15 protein-coding genes are annotated in these 15,338 nt (G+C 66.4%); 14 read left to right on the top strand and 1 reads right to left on the bottom strand.

Features of this window, described 5'->3' with window-relative positions:
- Positions 1 to 31: 31 nt before the first annotated feature.
- The 5 genes from ACJH6I_RS04975 to ACJH6I_RS04955 are packed head-to-tail and all read left to right on the top strand — an operon-like array spanning position 32 to position 4,734.
- Complete coding sequence (locus tag ACJH6I_RS04975; RefSeq protein ID WP_212806520.1) at positions 32 to 787, top strand: SDR family oxidoreductase; 756 nt, start codon at positions 32 to 34, stop codon at positions 785 to 787.
- A complete protein-coding gene (locus tag ACJH6I_RS04970) occupies positions 787 to 1,815 on the top strand; it encodes a phosphotransferase family protein (protein ID WP_318984157.1) in 1,029 nt (342 codons plus the stop codon). Before ACJH6I_RS04975 ends, ACJH6I_RS04970 begins: the two co-directional genes overlap by 1 nt.
- Before the next feature lies 1 nt (position 1,816).
- Entirely contained in the window at positions 1,817 to 3,037 is a 1,221-nt protein-coding gene (locus ACJH6I_RS04965; protein WP_318984158.1) for an acyl-CoA dehydrogenase family protein, read from the top strand.
- 58 nt (positions 3,038 to 3,095) lie between these two features.
- Positions 3,096 to 3,560, top strand: a complete 465-nt coding sequence (locus ACJH6I_RS04960; protein ID WP_212806517.1) for an Rrf2 family transcriptional regulator — start codon at positions 3,096 to 3,098, stop codon at positions 3,558 to 3,560.
- Between the two features lie 55 nt (positions 3,561 to 3,615).
- Positions 3,616 to 4,734 (top strand): hypothetical protein, encoded by a 1,119-nt coding sequence (locus ACJH6I_RS04955; RefSeq protein ID WP_318984159.1) that lies wholly within the window; start codon positions 3,616 to 3,618, stop codon positions 4,732 to 4,734.
- Here the strand turns inward: ACJH6I_RS04955 and ACJH6I_RS04950 are convergent.
- Positions 4,668 to 5,462: a crotonase/enoyl-CoA hydratase family protein gene (locus tag ACJH6I_RS04950; protein ID WP_212814705.1), complete on the bottom strand. Its 795-nt coding sequence runs from the start codon at positions 5,460 to 5,462 to the stop codon at positions 4,668 to 4,670. The genes ACJH6I_RS04955 and ACJH6I_RS04950 overlap by 67 nt on opposite strands.
- A 265-nt stretch (positions 5,463 to 5,727) precedes the next feature.
- Here ACJH6I_RS04950 and ACJH6I_RS04945 point away from each other — a divergent pair, with 265 nt between their 5' ends.
- Genes ACJH6I_RS04945 through ACJH6I_RS04905 form a run of 9 tightly spaced genes read left to right on the top strand, consistent with a single transcriptional unit; the run spans position 5,728 to position 15,297 of the window.
- Positions 5,728 to 6,375, top strand: a complete 648-nt coding sequence (locus ACJH6I_RS04945; RefSeq protein WP_318984299.1) for a TetR/AcrR family transcriptional regulator — start codon at positions 5,728 to 5,730, stop codon at positions 6,373 to 6,375.
- A complete protein-coding gene (locus ACJH6I_RS04940) occupies positions 6,372 to 7,235 on the top strand; it encodes an ABC transporter permease (protein ID WP_208103616.1) in 864 nt (287 codons plus the stop codon). The genes ACJH6I_RS04945 and ACJH6I_RS04940 overlap by 4 nt, the downstream gene beginning before the upstream one ends.
- A 1-nt stretch (position 7,236) precedes the next feature.
- Positions 7,237 to 8,094 carry an MlaE family ABC transporter permease gene (locus tag ACJH6I_RS04935; protein ID WP_406783815.1) on the top strand — a complete coding sequence of 286 codons (858 nt, stop codon included), beginning with the start codon at positions 7,237 to 7,239 and terminating at the stop codon, positions 8,092 to 8,094.
- Entirely contained in the window at positions 8,094 to 9,620 is a 1,527-nt protein-coding gene (locus ACJH6I_RS04930) for an MCE family protein (protein ID WP_318984160.1), read from the top strand. The genes ACJH6I_RS04935 and ACJH6I_RS04930 overlap by 1 nt, the downstream gene beginning before the upstream one ends.
- Positions 9,617 to 10,666, top strand: coding sequence for an MlaD family protein (locus ACJH6I_RS04925; protein ID WP_212806512.1), 1,050 nt, complete (start codon positions 9,617 to 9,619; stop codon positions 10,664 to 10,666). Before ACJH6I_RS04930 ends, ACJH6I_RS04925 begins: the two co-directional genes overlap by 4 nt.
- A complete protein-coding gene (locus ACJH6I_RS04920; protein ID WP_212806511.1) occupies positions 10,663 to 11,727 on the top strand; it encodes an MCE family protein in 1,065 nt (354 codons plus the stop codon). Before ACJH6I_RS04925 ends, ACJH6I_RS04920 begins: the two co-directional genes overlap by 4 nt.
- Positions 11,724 to 12,926, top strand: coding sequence for an MCE family protein (locus ACJH6I_RS04915; protein ID WP_318984161.1), 1,203 nt, complete (start codon positions 11,724 to 11,726; stop codon positions 12,924 to 12,926). Before ACJH6I_RS04920 ends, ACJH6I_RS04915 begins: the two co-directional genes overlap by 4 nt.
- Positions 12,923 to 14,041, top strand: coding sequence for an MCE family protein (locus ACJH6I_RS04910; RefSeq protein WP_318984162.1), 1,119 nt, complete (start codon positions 12,923 to 12,925; stop codon positions 14,039 to 14,041). Before ACJH6I_RS04915 ends, ACJH6I_RS04910 begins: the two co-directional genes overlap by 4 nt.
- The gene (locus tag ACJH6I_RS04905; RefSeq protein ID WP_212806509.1) at positions 14,038 to 15,297 is read left to right on the top strand and encodes an MlaD family protein; all 1,260 of its coding nucleotides are present in this window, start codon (positions 14,038 to 14,040) and stop codon (positions 15,295 to 15,297) included. The genes ACJH6I_RS04910 and ACJH6I_RS04905 overlap by 4 nt, the downstream gene beginning before the upstream one ends.
- Positions 15,298 to 15,338 lie beyond the last annotated feature (41 nt).

The following is a 15,338-nucleotide window of genomic DNA, read 5'->3' as shown; positions in this document are numbered from 1 at the left end:
GTACCGCAACCCCCCCCACGAGGAAGTTGACATGAGCACGCGATTCGAAGGAAAGACCGCGATCGTCACGGGTGCCAGTCGTGGCATCGGATTCGCCATCGCCCAGCGTCTGGTGGACGAAGGCGCCAAGGTGGTGATCACGGCCCGCAAGCAGGAAGCGCTGGACGCCGCCGTCGAGACCCTCGGTGGACCGGATGTCGCGCTGGCCGTCGCCGGCCGCGGCGACGACACCGAGCATCAGGATGCCGTGGTGGCGAAGGCGATCGAAACCTTCGGCAGTGCCGACCTTTTCGTCAACAACACCGGCATCAACCCGGTGTACGGACCGCTCATGGACATCGACATGGACGCCGCGCGCAAGATTCTCGAAGTCAACGTGTTGTCGGCGCTCTCGTGGGTGCAGAAGGTGAACCGGGCCTGGCAGGGCGAACACGGCGGCGCGATCGTCAATGTCGCATCGATCGCCGGGCTGCGGCCCGCGCCGGGTATCGCCTTCTACGGGGTGTCGAAAGCCGCGGTCATTCACCTCACCGAGGAGCTGGCCGTCGAGCTGGGTCCGAACATCCGCGTCAACGCGGTTGCGCCCGCCGTCGTCAAGACGCGCTTCGCGACCGCGCTCTACGAAGGCCGTGAAGAAGAGGTCAGCGCGCACTATGCGCTCAAACGTCTTGGCGTGCCGGAGGATATCGGTTCGGTGGTGGCGTTCCTGCTGTCGGATGACGCCGGCTGGATGACCGGCCAGACCCTGACGATCGACGGCGGCGTGCTCCTCGGCGGTGGCGTCTGATGGCCGCCGGTGCACATGTCGAACTGCCGGGGCTGGACCTGGATCGCCTCGGCGTGTGGCTGTCGTCCACCGTGCCCGGTGCCGGCGCCACGCTGTCGGCGACGTTGATCGCCGGCGGCAAGTCCAATCTGACTTACCGTGTCACAGACGGTGATTCGTCCTGGATCGTCCGTCGGCCCCCGGTCGGCGAGCTGCTCGCCACGGCGCACGACATGAGCCGCGAATACCGGATGATGTCGGCACTGGCGCCCACCGCGGTACCCGTGCCCGTCGTGTACGGCTTCTGCGACGACGCATCCGTGCTCGGCGCCCCGTTCTACGTGATGGCCGAGATCGACGGCACGCCATACCGGCAAGCCGCCGAACTGAAGGACCTGGGAGCCGACCGCACGCGGCGCATCTCGGAGCGGCTCATCGACACGCTGGTCGCGGTGCATTCCGTCGATCCCGCCTCGGTGGGGCTGGCCGACTTCGGCCGGCCCGAAGGCTTCCTGGGGCGCCAGGTCGGCCGGTGGCACAAGCAGTTCCTCGCCGCGCACACCCGGGACCTGCCCGTCATGGAGCAGCTCTATCAGGCTCTGGCGGGGCGGGTTCCGGCCGACTCGGCACCGGGCATCGTGCACGGCGACTACCGCCTGGACAACGTGCTCTTCGACGCCGGGGACCGTCCTGCCGCGGTGATCGACTGGGAACTGGCCACCATCGGCGACTCGCTCACCGACCTGGCCTTGATGGTGGCCTACGGGCGGTTGGCCGCATCGGGCAACGGGGAGGTCTCCGATGTCAGCGAAGCCCCCGGCTTCCTCACCGAACAAGAGATCATCGACCGCTACCGCGCCGGAATCGACCGCCCGCTGGGCGATTTCGGGTTCTACCTGGGCCTCGCCTTCTTCAAGATGGCGGGCATCTTCGAGGGTATCCACTTCCGCTACGTCAACGGACAGACCGTCGGTGACGGGTTCTCGTTTGCCGGTGACGCGGTGCACTTCCTGCTGGACGCCGGCCTCAACGCACTCAAGGAGCACTGATATGGAATTCGCCTACGACGCCAAGACCAACGAGATGGTCGCCGAACTCACGGCGTTCATGGAGAGCCACGTCTATCCCGCCGAGAAGACGTTCCACGAACAGCTTGCCGCGCTGGACAACCGGTGGGCGTGGGACAGCGTCCCGGTGCTCACCGAGTTGCGCTCCGAGGCCCGTCGTCGCGGTTTGTGGAATCTGTTCCTGCCGGGGCAGAAAGGTGCGGGTCTGACCAACCTGCAGTACGCCCCGCTGGCCGAGATCACCGGCCGCAGTATCCAATTGGCACCCGCGGTGTTCAACTGCGCGGCCCCGGACACCGGAAACATGGAGGTGCTCAACGAGTTCGGCACCGAGGAGCAGCAGCGCCGGTGGCTGGAACCGTTGTTGGACGGCGAGATTCGGTCGGCCTTCGCCATGACCGAACCCGACGTGGCAAGCTCGGACGCCACCAACGTCGAGCTGTCCATCGTCCGTGACGGCGACGAGTACGTCATCAACGGTCGCAAGTGGTGGATCACCGGCGCGATGAATCCCAACTGCAAGGTGTTCATCGTCATGGGCAAGACGGATCCCAGCTCGGAACGACACCGCCAGCAGTCGCAGATCCTCGTTCCTCGCGACACCCCGGGCCTCGAGGTGCTGCGCGGCATGGAGGTGTTCGGGTACGACGACCACGACCATGGCGGGCACGCCGAACTGCGGTTCACCGACGTGCGGGTGCCGGTGTCCAACCTGATCGGTGAGGAGGGCGGCGGGTTCGCCATCGCCCAGGCCCGTCTCGGGCCGGGCCGCATCCACCACTGCATGCGGGCGATCGGCGTCGCCGAGCGCGCCGTCGAGATGATGTGTCAGCGGGCCGCGAGCCGGGTCGCGTTCGGCAAGTCGCTGGCCGAGCAGGGCGTCATCCGCGACTGGATCGCCGAATCCCGTGTCCGCATCGAGCAGCTGCGACTGCTGGTGCTCAAGACCGCCTGGCTGATGGATACCGTCGGAAATCGCGGCGCGCACACAGAGATTCAGTCCATCAAGATCGCCACGCCCCTCACCGTGCAGTGGATTCTGGACAAGGCCATCCAGGTGCACGGCGCCGGCGGGGTGTCGCAGGACTTCCCGCTCGCGGCCATGTACGCGGGCATCCGCACCCTGCGCTTCGCCGACGGGCCCGACGAGGTGCACAAGAACGCCCTGGCCCGCACGGAGCTCAAGAAGCACCTGGTGAGCTGACCGGGCATGCGACCACGCTTTATTTGCATCGGAAATGGCGATTAAATAGCGTGGCCGTGTGCGGTTGACCGGTTTCAGTGACGTCGGGCTGCGGATCTTGATCCGGCTCGCCGCCGAAGACGGCCGACAGCGGATTTCGACGCGGCAGATCGCCGAAGACATGCAGATCTCCTACACGCACGCGACCAAGGCGTGCGCGCATCTGGCGGCGGCCGGGTGGCTGGACGCGGACCGCGGTCGCGGCGGCGGGCTTGCCCTCACCGCCACCGGCCGTACCGCCCGCCTGGGCGATGTGGTGCGGTCGCTGGAAGACGACGGTGACACCGAGCTGGTCGACTGCAGCGGGCTGGATTGCCCGCTGCAGTCGGCATGCCGGCTCCGCTCGGCGTTGGCGCAGGCCAAAGCGGCGTTCTATGCGTCGCTGAACACCACCACGGTCGCTGACCTCGCGCAACCGCCGACGAGGAACCTGCTCATCAGCCTCGGCGCACTGACCGCGCAAATCGGTTCCCGCGCCGATTGAACCGAACGGCCCGCCGGATCGTGGTACCCGTACACCGCTGCGCAAGGGGATCACGATGCAACTGTCCGCACGCCTGCCCGCCGCTCTCGCCGCGACCGCCGTTGCCGCGGCCGTCATCGCGCCACCGGCGGCCACTGTCCCGGCCGCCGGCCATCCTTCGCCGATTGTGACACGGGAAATCCGTTTGACCGCAACAGTTCCGCCGGGTGGACTGCTCACCAGCTTCGTGAAGAACCAGGGCATCTACTGCTCCATCATCTGTCCACTGCTGGCGCAGACCGTCACGACAGGTGTCACCACGACGCTGCAGGAGCCGGGCGTCTTCCTCGCCGCGCTGCCGGCCAACGGACCGCTCAAGGCCCTCGGCATCGCCGCCGCGTCGATGACGGGACCCACGGCCGCCGCCATGGACAAGGCGATCGACGCCGACGCCGCCATTCCGGCGAAGCGGGCGCTCAACGCCTTCGAGGTCGGCGTGGTGGGCCTGCTCAACATTCCTCCCGCGATCCCCGGCGGCCCGGCCGCGGTGCTCGACGCGTTCCAGCAGTTCCGCCAGCAGACCTACGACGCGCTCAACGCGCCCGTCGTCCGGAACCCGGAGCCGACGGTCATGCCGCGCGGCGTGTTCCAGGTCGCAGTGATCGGCGTCATCAATGTGGTTGCGGCAGTGATCTTCCCGGGCTTCAACTTCTTCCTCGCCGGCGCGTTCCACGTGCCCGATGCGGTGGCTCAGGAACTGGCGAAGAGCGGCAATCCGCTGCGCGCGTTCATGGCGGGCGCCCAGACCGCGGGGGGCGTGGTGACCAACGCCGTGAACGTCGTGGCCAACGCCGTCGTCACCGAGGCGAACAAGGTCCGCGCCGCGGCGATGCAGCCCGGTGCCTCGACACCGGTGGCGGCGCCGAAGTCCGTCACGACCGCGGCTGCCGCCCCCGGTGTCAGCCTCACTCAGACGACGCCGAAGAAACCGAAGAAGACGTTGCCGGCGCAGACAGTCGGGCAGTTGCCCAACCCGCTGTCCGGTGTGGCAAAGGAGCTGACGAAAGCGACGAAGGCGCTGACGCCCAAGCCCAACCCCAAGCCGAAGCCAGACGACAAGTCCGGAAGTCAGCCCAGCGAACGTGGCGCCCAGGCCGGACTGCCGTCACGGCCGGCCTTGCGTGCCAACCGGTGATTGCGCCCCCGCAGCAGTCGTAGCTGCAAGAGCGACTCGGACCAGAATGCCCACCGCGGCGTCGACGTCCATGTCGAGTCGAACAGCTTCTTGGTTGCGGCCAGTGCGTCGGGCGACCGTTCGATCAGCTGTGCGGCCAGCTCCTCGGCGGCCAGCAGCGGGTCGTCGGCGACGGCGGTGACCAGTCCGTAGCCCAGCGCGTCGGTGCCGGAGAACACCTCTGCGGTCATGGTGAGCCGCTTGGCCACATCCATCGGCAGGAGCTCACGCAGAGTCACCGACCCGGTCATGTCCGGAATCAGGCCCCACCGCGCCTCCATGACCGACAGCTTGCAGTCCGGCGTCGCGATCCGGAAGTCTGCCGCCAGGGCGACCTGCAGTCCGCCGCCGTAGCAGTGGCCATGCACGGCCGCGATCACCGGTACCGGCAACTCGCGCCAAGCCCAGCAGGCCTTCTGGAACAGGTTCGTCTTCTGTCCGGGGAACTTGCCGAAGTTGCGCACGGCACTCAATCCCTGCAGCTTTGCTCCGGCGAAGTCCAGCCCGGTGCAGAACGCACGCCCGTCACCGCGCAGAATCACGACGCGCACCGAACGGTCGCGAGCCAATCGGTCGGGGACCGTGGCGAGCGCCTCCAGCATCGGCAGATCCAGGCTGTTCATCTTGTCGGCCCGGTTGAGCGTCGCGTAGGCGATGCCATCCCGAACTTCGACGGTGATCCGATCCATTGCCATTGGGGCAGGATAGTGCGGCGATGCGGCCTACCACGGCACCGCCCGAAGCTGTGGGTATTTCGTGAAAATGCCCAAACGGCCCCGTGGCCGAGGAACCCGCCCTACTGTGCAGCGGCAACCCCAACTGCGAAATTCAGCAAACCTGGCGCGGCCCGGACACTTCCTCGCGAGACAATTCATTCCGTTTCGCGAAGAGTGTGTCCCAAACCGGAATCGATACGCTACTGTGATCCGCGTGACAGGCGAGGTGCGCGCGACCATGGCGGAACGCCAGCGTGCGAAACGCGCCGAGCTGGTGCGTGAAGAAGTCATCGAAGCGGCATTGGCGGAGTTCGCTGAGCGGGGATATCACCAGACCTCGATCAGTCACATCGCCAAGCGCCTCGGCTCCGGGCACTCGATGTTCTACCGGTACTTCGAGAACAAGCGCGACATCGTCGACCACGCGGTGCGCCAGGTGAACGCCCGCGTGCTCGCCGCGATCGGCGACTCGAGGCCGGGACAGCTGACGTCCATCATCGAGTTCCGTGATCACCTTCTGGGCATCGGTATGGCCTACAGCGAATTGTTGGCCGACGAGCCGCGCCTCATGCAGTTGATCGTCGTGCAGGCCGCCGGCGTCGATCAGCAGATGACCGAGGAGTTCCAGCGTCTCTTCGATGACGGCGCCCGCGTTCTCGCGACCATGCTGCGCGACGGCATCAACCAGGGCTACATCCGGGCCGACGTCGACGTGCGCGCCACCGCCCAGACCATCTGCGCCATCCCGTTCGGTATCGCCCTTCGCTACGGACAGAAGCCGAGTCGCGAGGAGTTGCTCGCGCAGACCCTGGCAAGCAATGAACTGGTGTGCCGCGGCATCGCCACCGAGTGGCCGGTGTCCGGCAAGGAAGCAGCGGCTCGATGACCGACCAGGCACAACCACGGGGACTGGCGAAGTGGGGCGCCATCGCCGAGGCCATCGACTGGGTCAAGCGCTACCTGCAGAACCATCCGATCGCATCGCTGAGCACCGCCGGCGGGCAGATCGTGCTCGGGCTGCGGACGCTGGAGTATTTGTTCTTCGACATCGTCAAGGGCCGCTTCCAGGTGCGCGAATTCCTGGACCAGGCCGCGTTCATGGCCGGAACCGCCTTCACCCCAACGGTTCTGGTGACGATTCCGATCAGCGTGACGCTCTCGATCCAGTTCGCGTTGCTGGCCGGCCAGGTCGGTGCGTCATCCCTGTCGGGTGCGGCCACCGGGCTCGTCGTCATCCGGCAGGGCGCTCCGCTGGTCGCCTCGCTACTGCTGGCGACGGCCGTCGGTTCGGCCGTCTGCGCGGATCTCGGTTCGCGCACCATGCGTGAGGAAATCTCCGCCATGGAGGTCATGGGTGTGTCCCCGATCCAGCGCCTCGTGGTGCCGCGGCTGGTCGCCCTGGTTCTCATCGGTGTGCTGCTGACCGGCGTCACGAGCTTCGTCGGCTACCTGGCGAGCTACATGTTCAACGTCTATCTGCAGAACGGCACCCCGGGCTCGTTCATCGCGACGTTCTCGTCGTTCTCCACCGTCGGCGACCTCGCGCTGGCGATGGTCAAGGCCGTCGTCTTCGGCGTCATCGTGGCGGTGATCAGTTGCCACAAGGGACTGGACACCCGCGGCGGTCCGGCCGGTGTGGCCAACTCGGTAAACGCCGCGGTGGTGGAGTCGGTGCTGCTGATGATGATCGTCAACGTGGTGATGAGCCAGCTGTACGTCGTCGTGTTCCCGAAGACGTCGATCTGACATGGCCGCTCCGTCAACTTTCACCCCGGGTCTGCTGCGGCCGTTCACCGCGGTCGGCCGCGGGCTGCTGAAGGGTGCCGGGCGGACCGGGCACATGGTCGAGTTCTTCGGCAAGGTCGTGCTCGCCATGCCCACGATGTGGCTGCGCTACCGCAAGGAACTGCTGCGGCTGCTGTCGGACATCACGTGGGGCAACGGCTCCATCGTGGTGGGCGGCGGCACGCTGAATGTGGCTGGGGTTCTTGGTGTCACGGCCGGGGCGCTGGTCGCGGTCGAGGGCTACAACGCGCTGAACCTGTTGGGTCTGGGGCCCGCCACCGGCTTGGTCTCGTCCTTCGCGACGACGCGAGAACTGGCGCCGGCGATGATCGCGATGGCGTTCATCGCGCAGGCCGGCTGCCGCTTCACCGCGCAGCTGGGTGCCATGCGGATCAATGACGAGATCGACGCGCTGGACACCCTCGGTATCAACTCGGTGGCCTACCTGGTGGCGACGCGGGTGGTGGCCTCGGTCATCGCGGTGGTCCCGCTGTTCCTCGCGGCGCTGGCCCTGGCCTACCTGTCGTGCCAGTTGGTCAGCGTCGTCGCCGGGCAGTCCACGGGTACCTACCTGCACTACTTCGGACTGTTCCTCGAGGGCCGCGACGTGCTGTTCGCCACCGTCAAAGCGGTGATCTTCGTGTTCATCTCGTCGACCATCCAGTGCTACTACGGCTATTTCGCATCCGGCGGCCCGGCCGGCGTCGGTGTCGCGGCCGGCCGGGCGATGCGCGGCAGCGTCACCGTCGTGATGATCGTCAACATGCTGCTCACCATGGCGCTGTGGGGCGTCATCAGTGGTGCAAGGTTCGGTGGCTGATGGGCAACTCCTTCGACCACGACCCGCGCGGCTCCACCGACCGCAAGCTGGGCGTCATCGGCCTGTGCTTCGCGGTGATCGCCTCGTTCGCCGCGGTCCTCATGGTGGTGAAATCGCAAGGCAAGCTTGACGACTTCGTCCGGGTGGAGCTAAAGCTCATCAACATCGGTGACGGTCTGCCCGAGCGGTCCGACGTCAAGTTCCGCGGTGTCATCGTCGGCATGGTGTCGGGTGTGACGCCGTCGCAGCACGGTCAGCCGAACGTGGTGCACGTCAACATCCAGCCGCAGTTCGCCGCGCAGATCCCCGACAACGTGACCGCGCGCGTGGTACCCGCCAACATCTTTGCGGTGTCGGCGGTGCAGCTGGTGCAGAACGGCGAGGGGGCCCGCCCCATCCGTTCCGGTGATGTCGTGCTCGAAGACCAGACCCTGCCCACGGTGCTGTTCCAGAACGTGCTGGCCAAGCTGCGCCAGCTGCTCAAGGCCGTCGGCCAGTCACCCGACGCCAACAATGTCGGCGTCTTCGCCGCCATTGCCGAGGCCACCCACGGCCGGGGCCAGAAGATCACCGACGCCGGCCATGACGTGAACGAGATCATGCGGCAACTGAATTCGGTCGTGAAGTCCGACGACACCGGCCCGACGACGTTGTCCGCGCTCAAGGCGGCGGCCGAGAGTCTGCGGACCGTGTCGCCGGAACTGTTCACCGCGCTGGACAGTTCGGTGCAGCCGATGCGGACGTTCGCCGAGAAGCGCACGCAGCTGACCAATTTCCTGTCGGGTGGCCTGAATACCACTGGCACGCTGGGGGATGCCTTCGAGCACCAGAGTGACCGGATGATCCAGGTCAGCACCGGACTGACACCGGCGATCGGTGTGCTGGCCGACCATGCCGGCGAATTCCACGGCGTTTCAACACGATTGCAGGCGCTGGCCAACAAGATCTACGACGAGGGCGTCAATCAGGACACCGGCCACATCATCTGGAAAGCGGTCATCTCGATGAACCCGTCGCGCCAGTACACCCGGGCGGACTGCCCGCGGTACGGCGCGATGGAGGGGCCGAGCTGCAAGACCGCGCCGGAAACCCCGACCGCGCCCGACCTCAAGCCCGGCCTGGAATCGATGGGTATGGCGACCCCACCGTGGGTGACCGAGAACCGTCCCAACATTGCACCGCCGCGCTTTTCGGTTCCGATCGTGCCGGAGTTTCCCGGTCCGCCGGACCCCAACGCGCCACCCGCGCCGCAGGCCGCGCCCGCGCCCGGCCCGGTGGTTGCGCCCGCACCTCCCGGCCCGCCGCTACCCGCCGAAGCCGGCGCACCCGGCGCACCCGGCCAGGTTCAGCAGCAGTCCGCGCCGCTCTACGGCGGCACCGTCGGGCCCGTCGGTAGCCAGAACGAGAAGGACCAGTTGAGCCAGATCGTCGGTGGCCCAGCCACATCCGCCACTCAGTTGCTGTTGGGCCCGGTGGCCCGGGGGCAGGACGTGCACGTCGCTCCGATCCCGGAGGGACAGCCATGAAATTGAAGCGCAGCACCGTCGTGTTCCTGACGCTGTTCCTGGTCTTCTCCGTGGCCGTCACCTGGATGGTCTTCGCGACCTTGCAGCGCAACGTCGCGGGCCCCACCTCGAGCTATTCGGCGATCTTCAGTGATGTGTCGGGACTGGCAGAAGGTGACGACGTCCGGGTGGCCGGTGTTCGGGTCGGCCGCGTCGACAAGATCGAGCTGACGCCGGACAACCAGGCCAAGGTCACGTTCCAGGTCCGCAGCAACCAGACGCTGTACACCAACACGCTGGCCTCGGTGACCTACCAGAACATCATCGGACAGCGGTACCTGGGTTTGAGTCAGGGTGAGGGCGACAAGCGCAAACTCGCTGTCGGAGCGCAGATTCCGGAGAGCCGGACCAATCCGTCGTTCGACATCTCCTACATGCTCAACGGTTTCGAGCCGTTGTTCACCGAGCTCGACCCGCAGCAGGTGGACAATCTGACCAACGCCATCATCAAGGCGTTCCAGGGCAACGAGGGCTCGATCCTGACCCTGACGACGCAGGCGTCGGTGCTGACGCAGACACTGGCGGGTCCCGACGCCGCGCTGGGGGATTTGATCGCGAACCTGGACCGGCTGATGACGACACTGGCCGCGCAGAGCGCCAATCTGCAGACGATGCTGCACGAAACCTCGGTGTCGATCGCCGCGCTGAACAGCCGGCGCGACGAGCTGGTCTCGTCGGTGGGCTCCATCACCGCCAACGTCACGCGGCTGTCGGCGATCGTCAACGCGATCACGCCGCAAATGCAGCAGTTCATCGACCGGGAGCCGGGTTTCCTGAAATACAGCGTGACCGACGGCAAGCAACGCCTGGCGTACGCGGTGGCCAATGTGCCGTTGCTGCTCAAGGGACTTGCCCGCGCGGGCCAGGAGGGCACCTACATCGACGTCTACGTCTGCGACCTCGATTTCGGGCTGTGGCGGGGTCTGCTCAACTGGTTCCGCCGGTTCGTCGTGGCGGCGACGCCGGGCAACGGCAACGAGACCTGGCACACGGCGGTGTGCCGATGAGCAGCCTGTTCGGTGGCCCCCTGCGCCCGAAGAACATCCCGGGCGGGCGCAAGCGAGTCCTGGAGGACTACAACAAATTCTGGCTCGGCGTCATCGGTCTGACGGTCATCGTGGTGATGGTCGCCGCCGTGGTGCTGGTCAGCATCCTGGACATCGGAAAGAAGCAGTACACCGCCGAGTTCGCCCAGGCCGCGGCGATCAAATCCGGCAATGCGGTGACCATCGCGGGCATCAACGTCGGCGAGGTGCAGAACGTCGAGCTGGCCGGTGACCACGTGGTGGTGACGTTCAAAGCCGACAAGAACGTGCGGCTGGGGACAGAAACACGTGCGGCCATCAAACTCACGACCATCTTGGGCTCGCGGTACCTGGAGATCAGCCCCGCCGGTGCGGGCCATCTCGCCGGCAACACCATCAAATTGAGTCATACCGAGGTGCCGTATGACTTGCAGAAGACGCTCGAGGGTGCGACCAGCACGCTGTCGCCGCTCGATGCGGACAAGATCGCCGAGTCGGTGCGGGTGATGAGCGGCAGCCTGCAGGGGGTGCCCGACGCACTACCGGAAGCGCTGACCAATCTGAACTCACTGGCCGGGGTCATCCAGTCCCGCCGCGACCAGATCGGCACGCTGATCACCAACGCCGACACCATCGCGGCGCTGTTGCATCGCCAGAAGGCCGACCTTGGCGCACTTGTGTTGCAGGGCAACCAGATTCTCGGGGAGATCACCACCCGGCGCGCTGCGATGCAACGGCTCTTCGACGGCGTGACACTGCTTGCCGACCGGGCCCACACGCTCTTGGCCAACGAGCCGCAACTCGACGCCTTGATCGCCAACCTGCACGAGTTCGCCAAGCTGCTCGCCGACCACGACGCTCTGGTCCGCAGCATCTTGCAGGTCGCGCCGATCACCGCACGCAACATCGCCAACCTGACCGGTAGCGGTAACGGTGCCGACATCACCCTGCCTGCGGGCATCATGGTCGACTCCTGGATGTGCGCCATCAGCGGCCGGGCCCGGCAGTTCAACATCGTCGAATACTTCAAGGACTGCAAATGAGTAAGCGCGCCTTGATGATCGGGGCGATCGCCGTGATTGTGATCGTCGCCCTGGTGACGACCGCGGCCGCCGTGGCGCCGCGCATCTGGCAACGCAACATCACCGTGACGGCGCACTTCCAGGACGCCGTCGGGTTGTATCCCGGCAACGCGGTGTCGGTGCTCGGCATGCAGGTGGGCAAGGTCGACTCGGTGGTGAACAAGGGTGGCTACATCGAGGTCACCATGGACATCGACAAGAAGATCCCGATCCCCAGCGACGTCACGGCCGCCACCGTCTCCGCTTCGATCCTCACCGATCGGCACGTCGAGCTGACCCCGCCCTACCGTGGCGGAAACAAGCTGCGCGATGGCGACCTGATCGCGTTGGGCCACACCAGGACTCCGGTCGAATTCGACAAGACGCTGTCGATGATCGACAAACTGGGTACCGCCCTCAAGGGCAACCCCCAGGGCGGTGGCCCGCTGGGCGATCTGGTGGATCTGGGGTCTCGGATCAGCTCCGAGAACAGCACACAGATCAAGTCCACGTTGACCAAGTTGTCGGAAGCCCTCAAGGTCGGTCCCGACGGTGGTGCCAAGACCGAGAAGAACTTGCAGGAGATCATTCGCAGTGTCTCGGACCTGACGCAGTCCGCGGCCGAGAACGATGACGCCGTCCGCAAATTCGGCAGCAATGTGCACCAACTGAGCGACATCCTCGCCGACCAGAATCTGGGGTCGGGGCGCACCGGAGCCAAGGCCAACGAGATCCTCGAAGAGGTCAGCGGGTTGCTCGAGCGCCACCGCGACCAGCTCAAGGGCGCGTTCGGCGACCTGGACCCCGTGGTCCGGTCCCTTTCGGACAACAAGCGCGAATTGGAAGAGACGCTGGATGTCCTGCCGCTGGCCCTGGATAACGTCTACAACGTACTGGACCCGGTGGGCGGCAGCATCCGCGGACATCTCTTGACCGACAAGTTGTTGGCCTACAACCAGCTGAACAAGGAACTCTGCAACCTGATGGGCCTGAAGCAATTGGGCTGTGCCACCGGCACGTTGCAGGACTACGGCCCCGACTTCGGCTTGACGTCGATGATGGATCTGATGGCCAACGGTATCGGCCCGTCGGGTCAGGGCGAGCCGCCCAAGCAGGGGGCTGCCGCAACCACGCCGGCGCCTGCGCCCGCCGCCCCCGCGCCGGGAGGGCCGACGCGATGAGCGTGAAATCCGTTGTGCGCGGCGCGCGCTGGGCCGGGGTTCTCGGCGGTGTCGTGCTGATGACCGGCTGCGCCGCGGGCCTGGACAGTGTGCCGTTGCCGTCCCCGGGCTCCCGGGGCGGGACCTACGAACTCAATGCGGTGTTCACCGACGCGCTGAACCTGCCGTCGAAGGCGAAAGTGCGCCTGTACGGCGCGGACATCGGTGAGGTCACGTCGATCGACGCCGTGGACTTCACCGCGAAGGTGTCCATGCGGATCCGCCAGGATGTGCCGCTGCCGGTGGGCAGTACGGCCGAACTGCGTTCGGCCACACCGCTCGGCGACGTGTTCCTGCAGATTCGCCCGCCGGACGACAAGGGGGACGGCGGTGCGCTGCTGCGGGGCGGTGACACCATCCCGTTGGGGTCGACGGCGGCGGCACCGACGGTCGAGGAACTCCTCAACTCGCTGGCCATGCTCGTCAACGGCGGTGCCATCCGCGCGCTGACCACCGATGTCAACGGCGCCGGCCGGGTGGTCGGCGGGCGCGGCGAGAAGCTGGCCGCGCTCATCTCGGAAACCAACCAGTTCCTGTCGAAGATGTCGGCGCGGACGGCGCAGCTGGACGCGACGTTGCGCAGCACGTCGAACATGGCGGCCGAGGTCGCCCGGCACCAGCAGAGCATCGACACCGCGCTGGCCGCCGGCGCCCCCGCGCTGGCGGTCATCTCCGACAACACCACGCGGATCATGGACGTGGTGGACAACGTCGGCCGGATCACGCGGCAGCTGTCCAAGTTCCCGTCGATGCAGGGCACCGACACCCGCAGTGTCGCGGCCGACGTGAACAAGCTGTCGGCGGTGTTCAACGAGATCGCCATGGACCCGAACATCTCGCTGACCGCGTTCAACCGCCTCATCGGCATCCTGGTCAAGGCCACCACCTCTACCGCGGTGCACGTGGAGGCGGAGATCTCGAGAATCGCGATCGGTGCGCTGCCCGACAAGAACTACGCGGGCGACCCCGGTATCCACGGACCCGACGGCACCGACTGGCACCTGATGATCGGCAGCCTGCGTTACGAGTGGAACATGCTGCTCGGCCGCATCTACGGATCGGACCGAACCCGATGAACGCGCTGAACAGCCTGGTGGCGTTCATCATTCGGATCGTCAAGGCGGTGGCGAGCCGCAAGGTGGTGCTCGCGCTGTTCGGCCTGTTGCTCACCGCGGTGATCGCCTTCGGCTACATCGCGATCGACGGCCTGCGGTTCAACCCGTTCCACCGGACCATCGCCATCCGGATCATGCTGCCCGAATCCGGTGGCCTGCTGGCCAATCAGGATGTCACGTTGCGTGGCATCCCGATCGGCCACGTCGCGGCGGTCAACCTCACCAAGACCGGCGTCGAGGCGGTCGCCTCGGTCGACGCGTCGGCGCACATCCCGACCGACAGCCCGGTGCGGGTCTCCGGCCTGTCGGCGGCGGGGGAGCAGTACCTGGACTTCCGGCCGGAGCACGGCGGCGGCCCGTATCTCACTGATGGCGCGGTCATTTCGGGCAAGCAGGCCAGCATCCCGGTGACCCTGCCGCACATCATCGACCACAGCCGCGGCGCGCTGGCGCAGCTCGACGCCGACAAGCTCGGCAAGATGTTCAACGAGTTGCACGTCACCAAGGACGGCCCGCGCAAGCTGGCCGCGATCCTGGACGGTGCCAGCTTGTTGGCCAACACCGTGGATTCGGTGTTGCCGGAGACCGTGAGCATGATTCGCACCACCCGCGTCGTGTTCAGCACCGTCGCCGACGTCCGCCCGGGCCTGGCGGCCACCACCAACGACCTGACCAAGGTGCTCGACGGCGTGAACAAGATGGACGGCGGTTTCCGCACCCTCGTCGAGCGCGGTGAACCACAGCTGGCGACGCTGGACAACCTGATCGCGGACAACCGGCAGAACGTGGTGCAGATCCTCGGTAACCTGACCACGACCTCGCAGGTGATCTATCAACGCATTCCGGGCCTGGAGTACATCTGGCGGCCGGATCGGGACCCGTTCATCGACCGCTTCGCGTCCGTCGTCCACGATGGCGGTGTCTGGGCGATCGGTGACATCTACCCGAAGTATCGGTGCGACTACAACCTGCCGCGGCACGCGCCGTCGGACGCGAGTTTCCCCGAGCCGTACAAATACACCTACTGTGAGGATCAGGATCCATCGCTGTTGGTTCGCGGCGCCCGCAACGCGCCGCGGCCGCCGGGTGACGACACTGCCGGTCCGCCGCCGGGATATGACCCCCATGCGGTGACCGACAAGACGCCGCACTACCCGGGCTACACGATCGACACCCCGTACGGCGGTGCGGCGTACCCGTACCCGATGCCGAACTGACGGTCCACGAGACACGCGAGAAGTGATGAGTAAACGAACTG

The organism is Mycobacterium sp. SMC-13, from assembly GCF_045311035.1.
Classification (GTDB): Bacteria; Actinomycetota; Actinomycetes; order Mycobacteriales; family Mycobacteriaceae; genus Mycobacterium.
The sequence above is the reverse complement of the archived record's forward strand: the minus strand, read 5'-3'. Positions and strand labels throughout refer to the sequence as shown.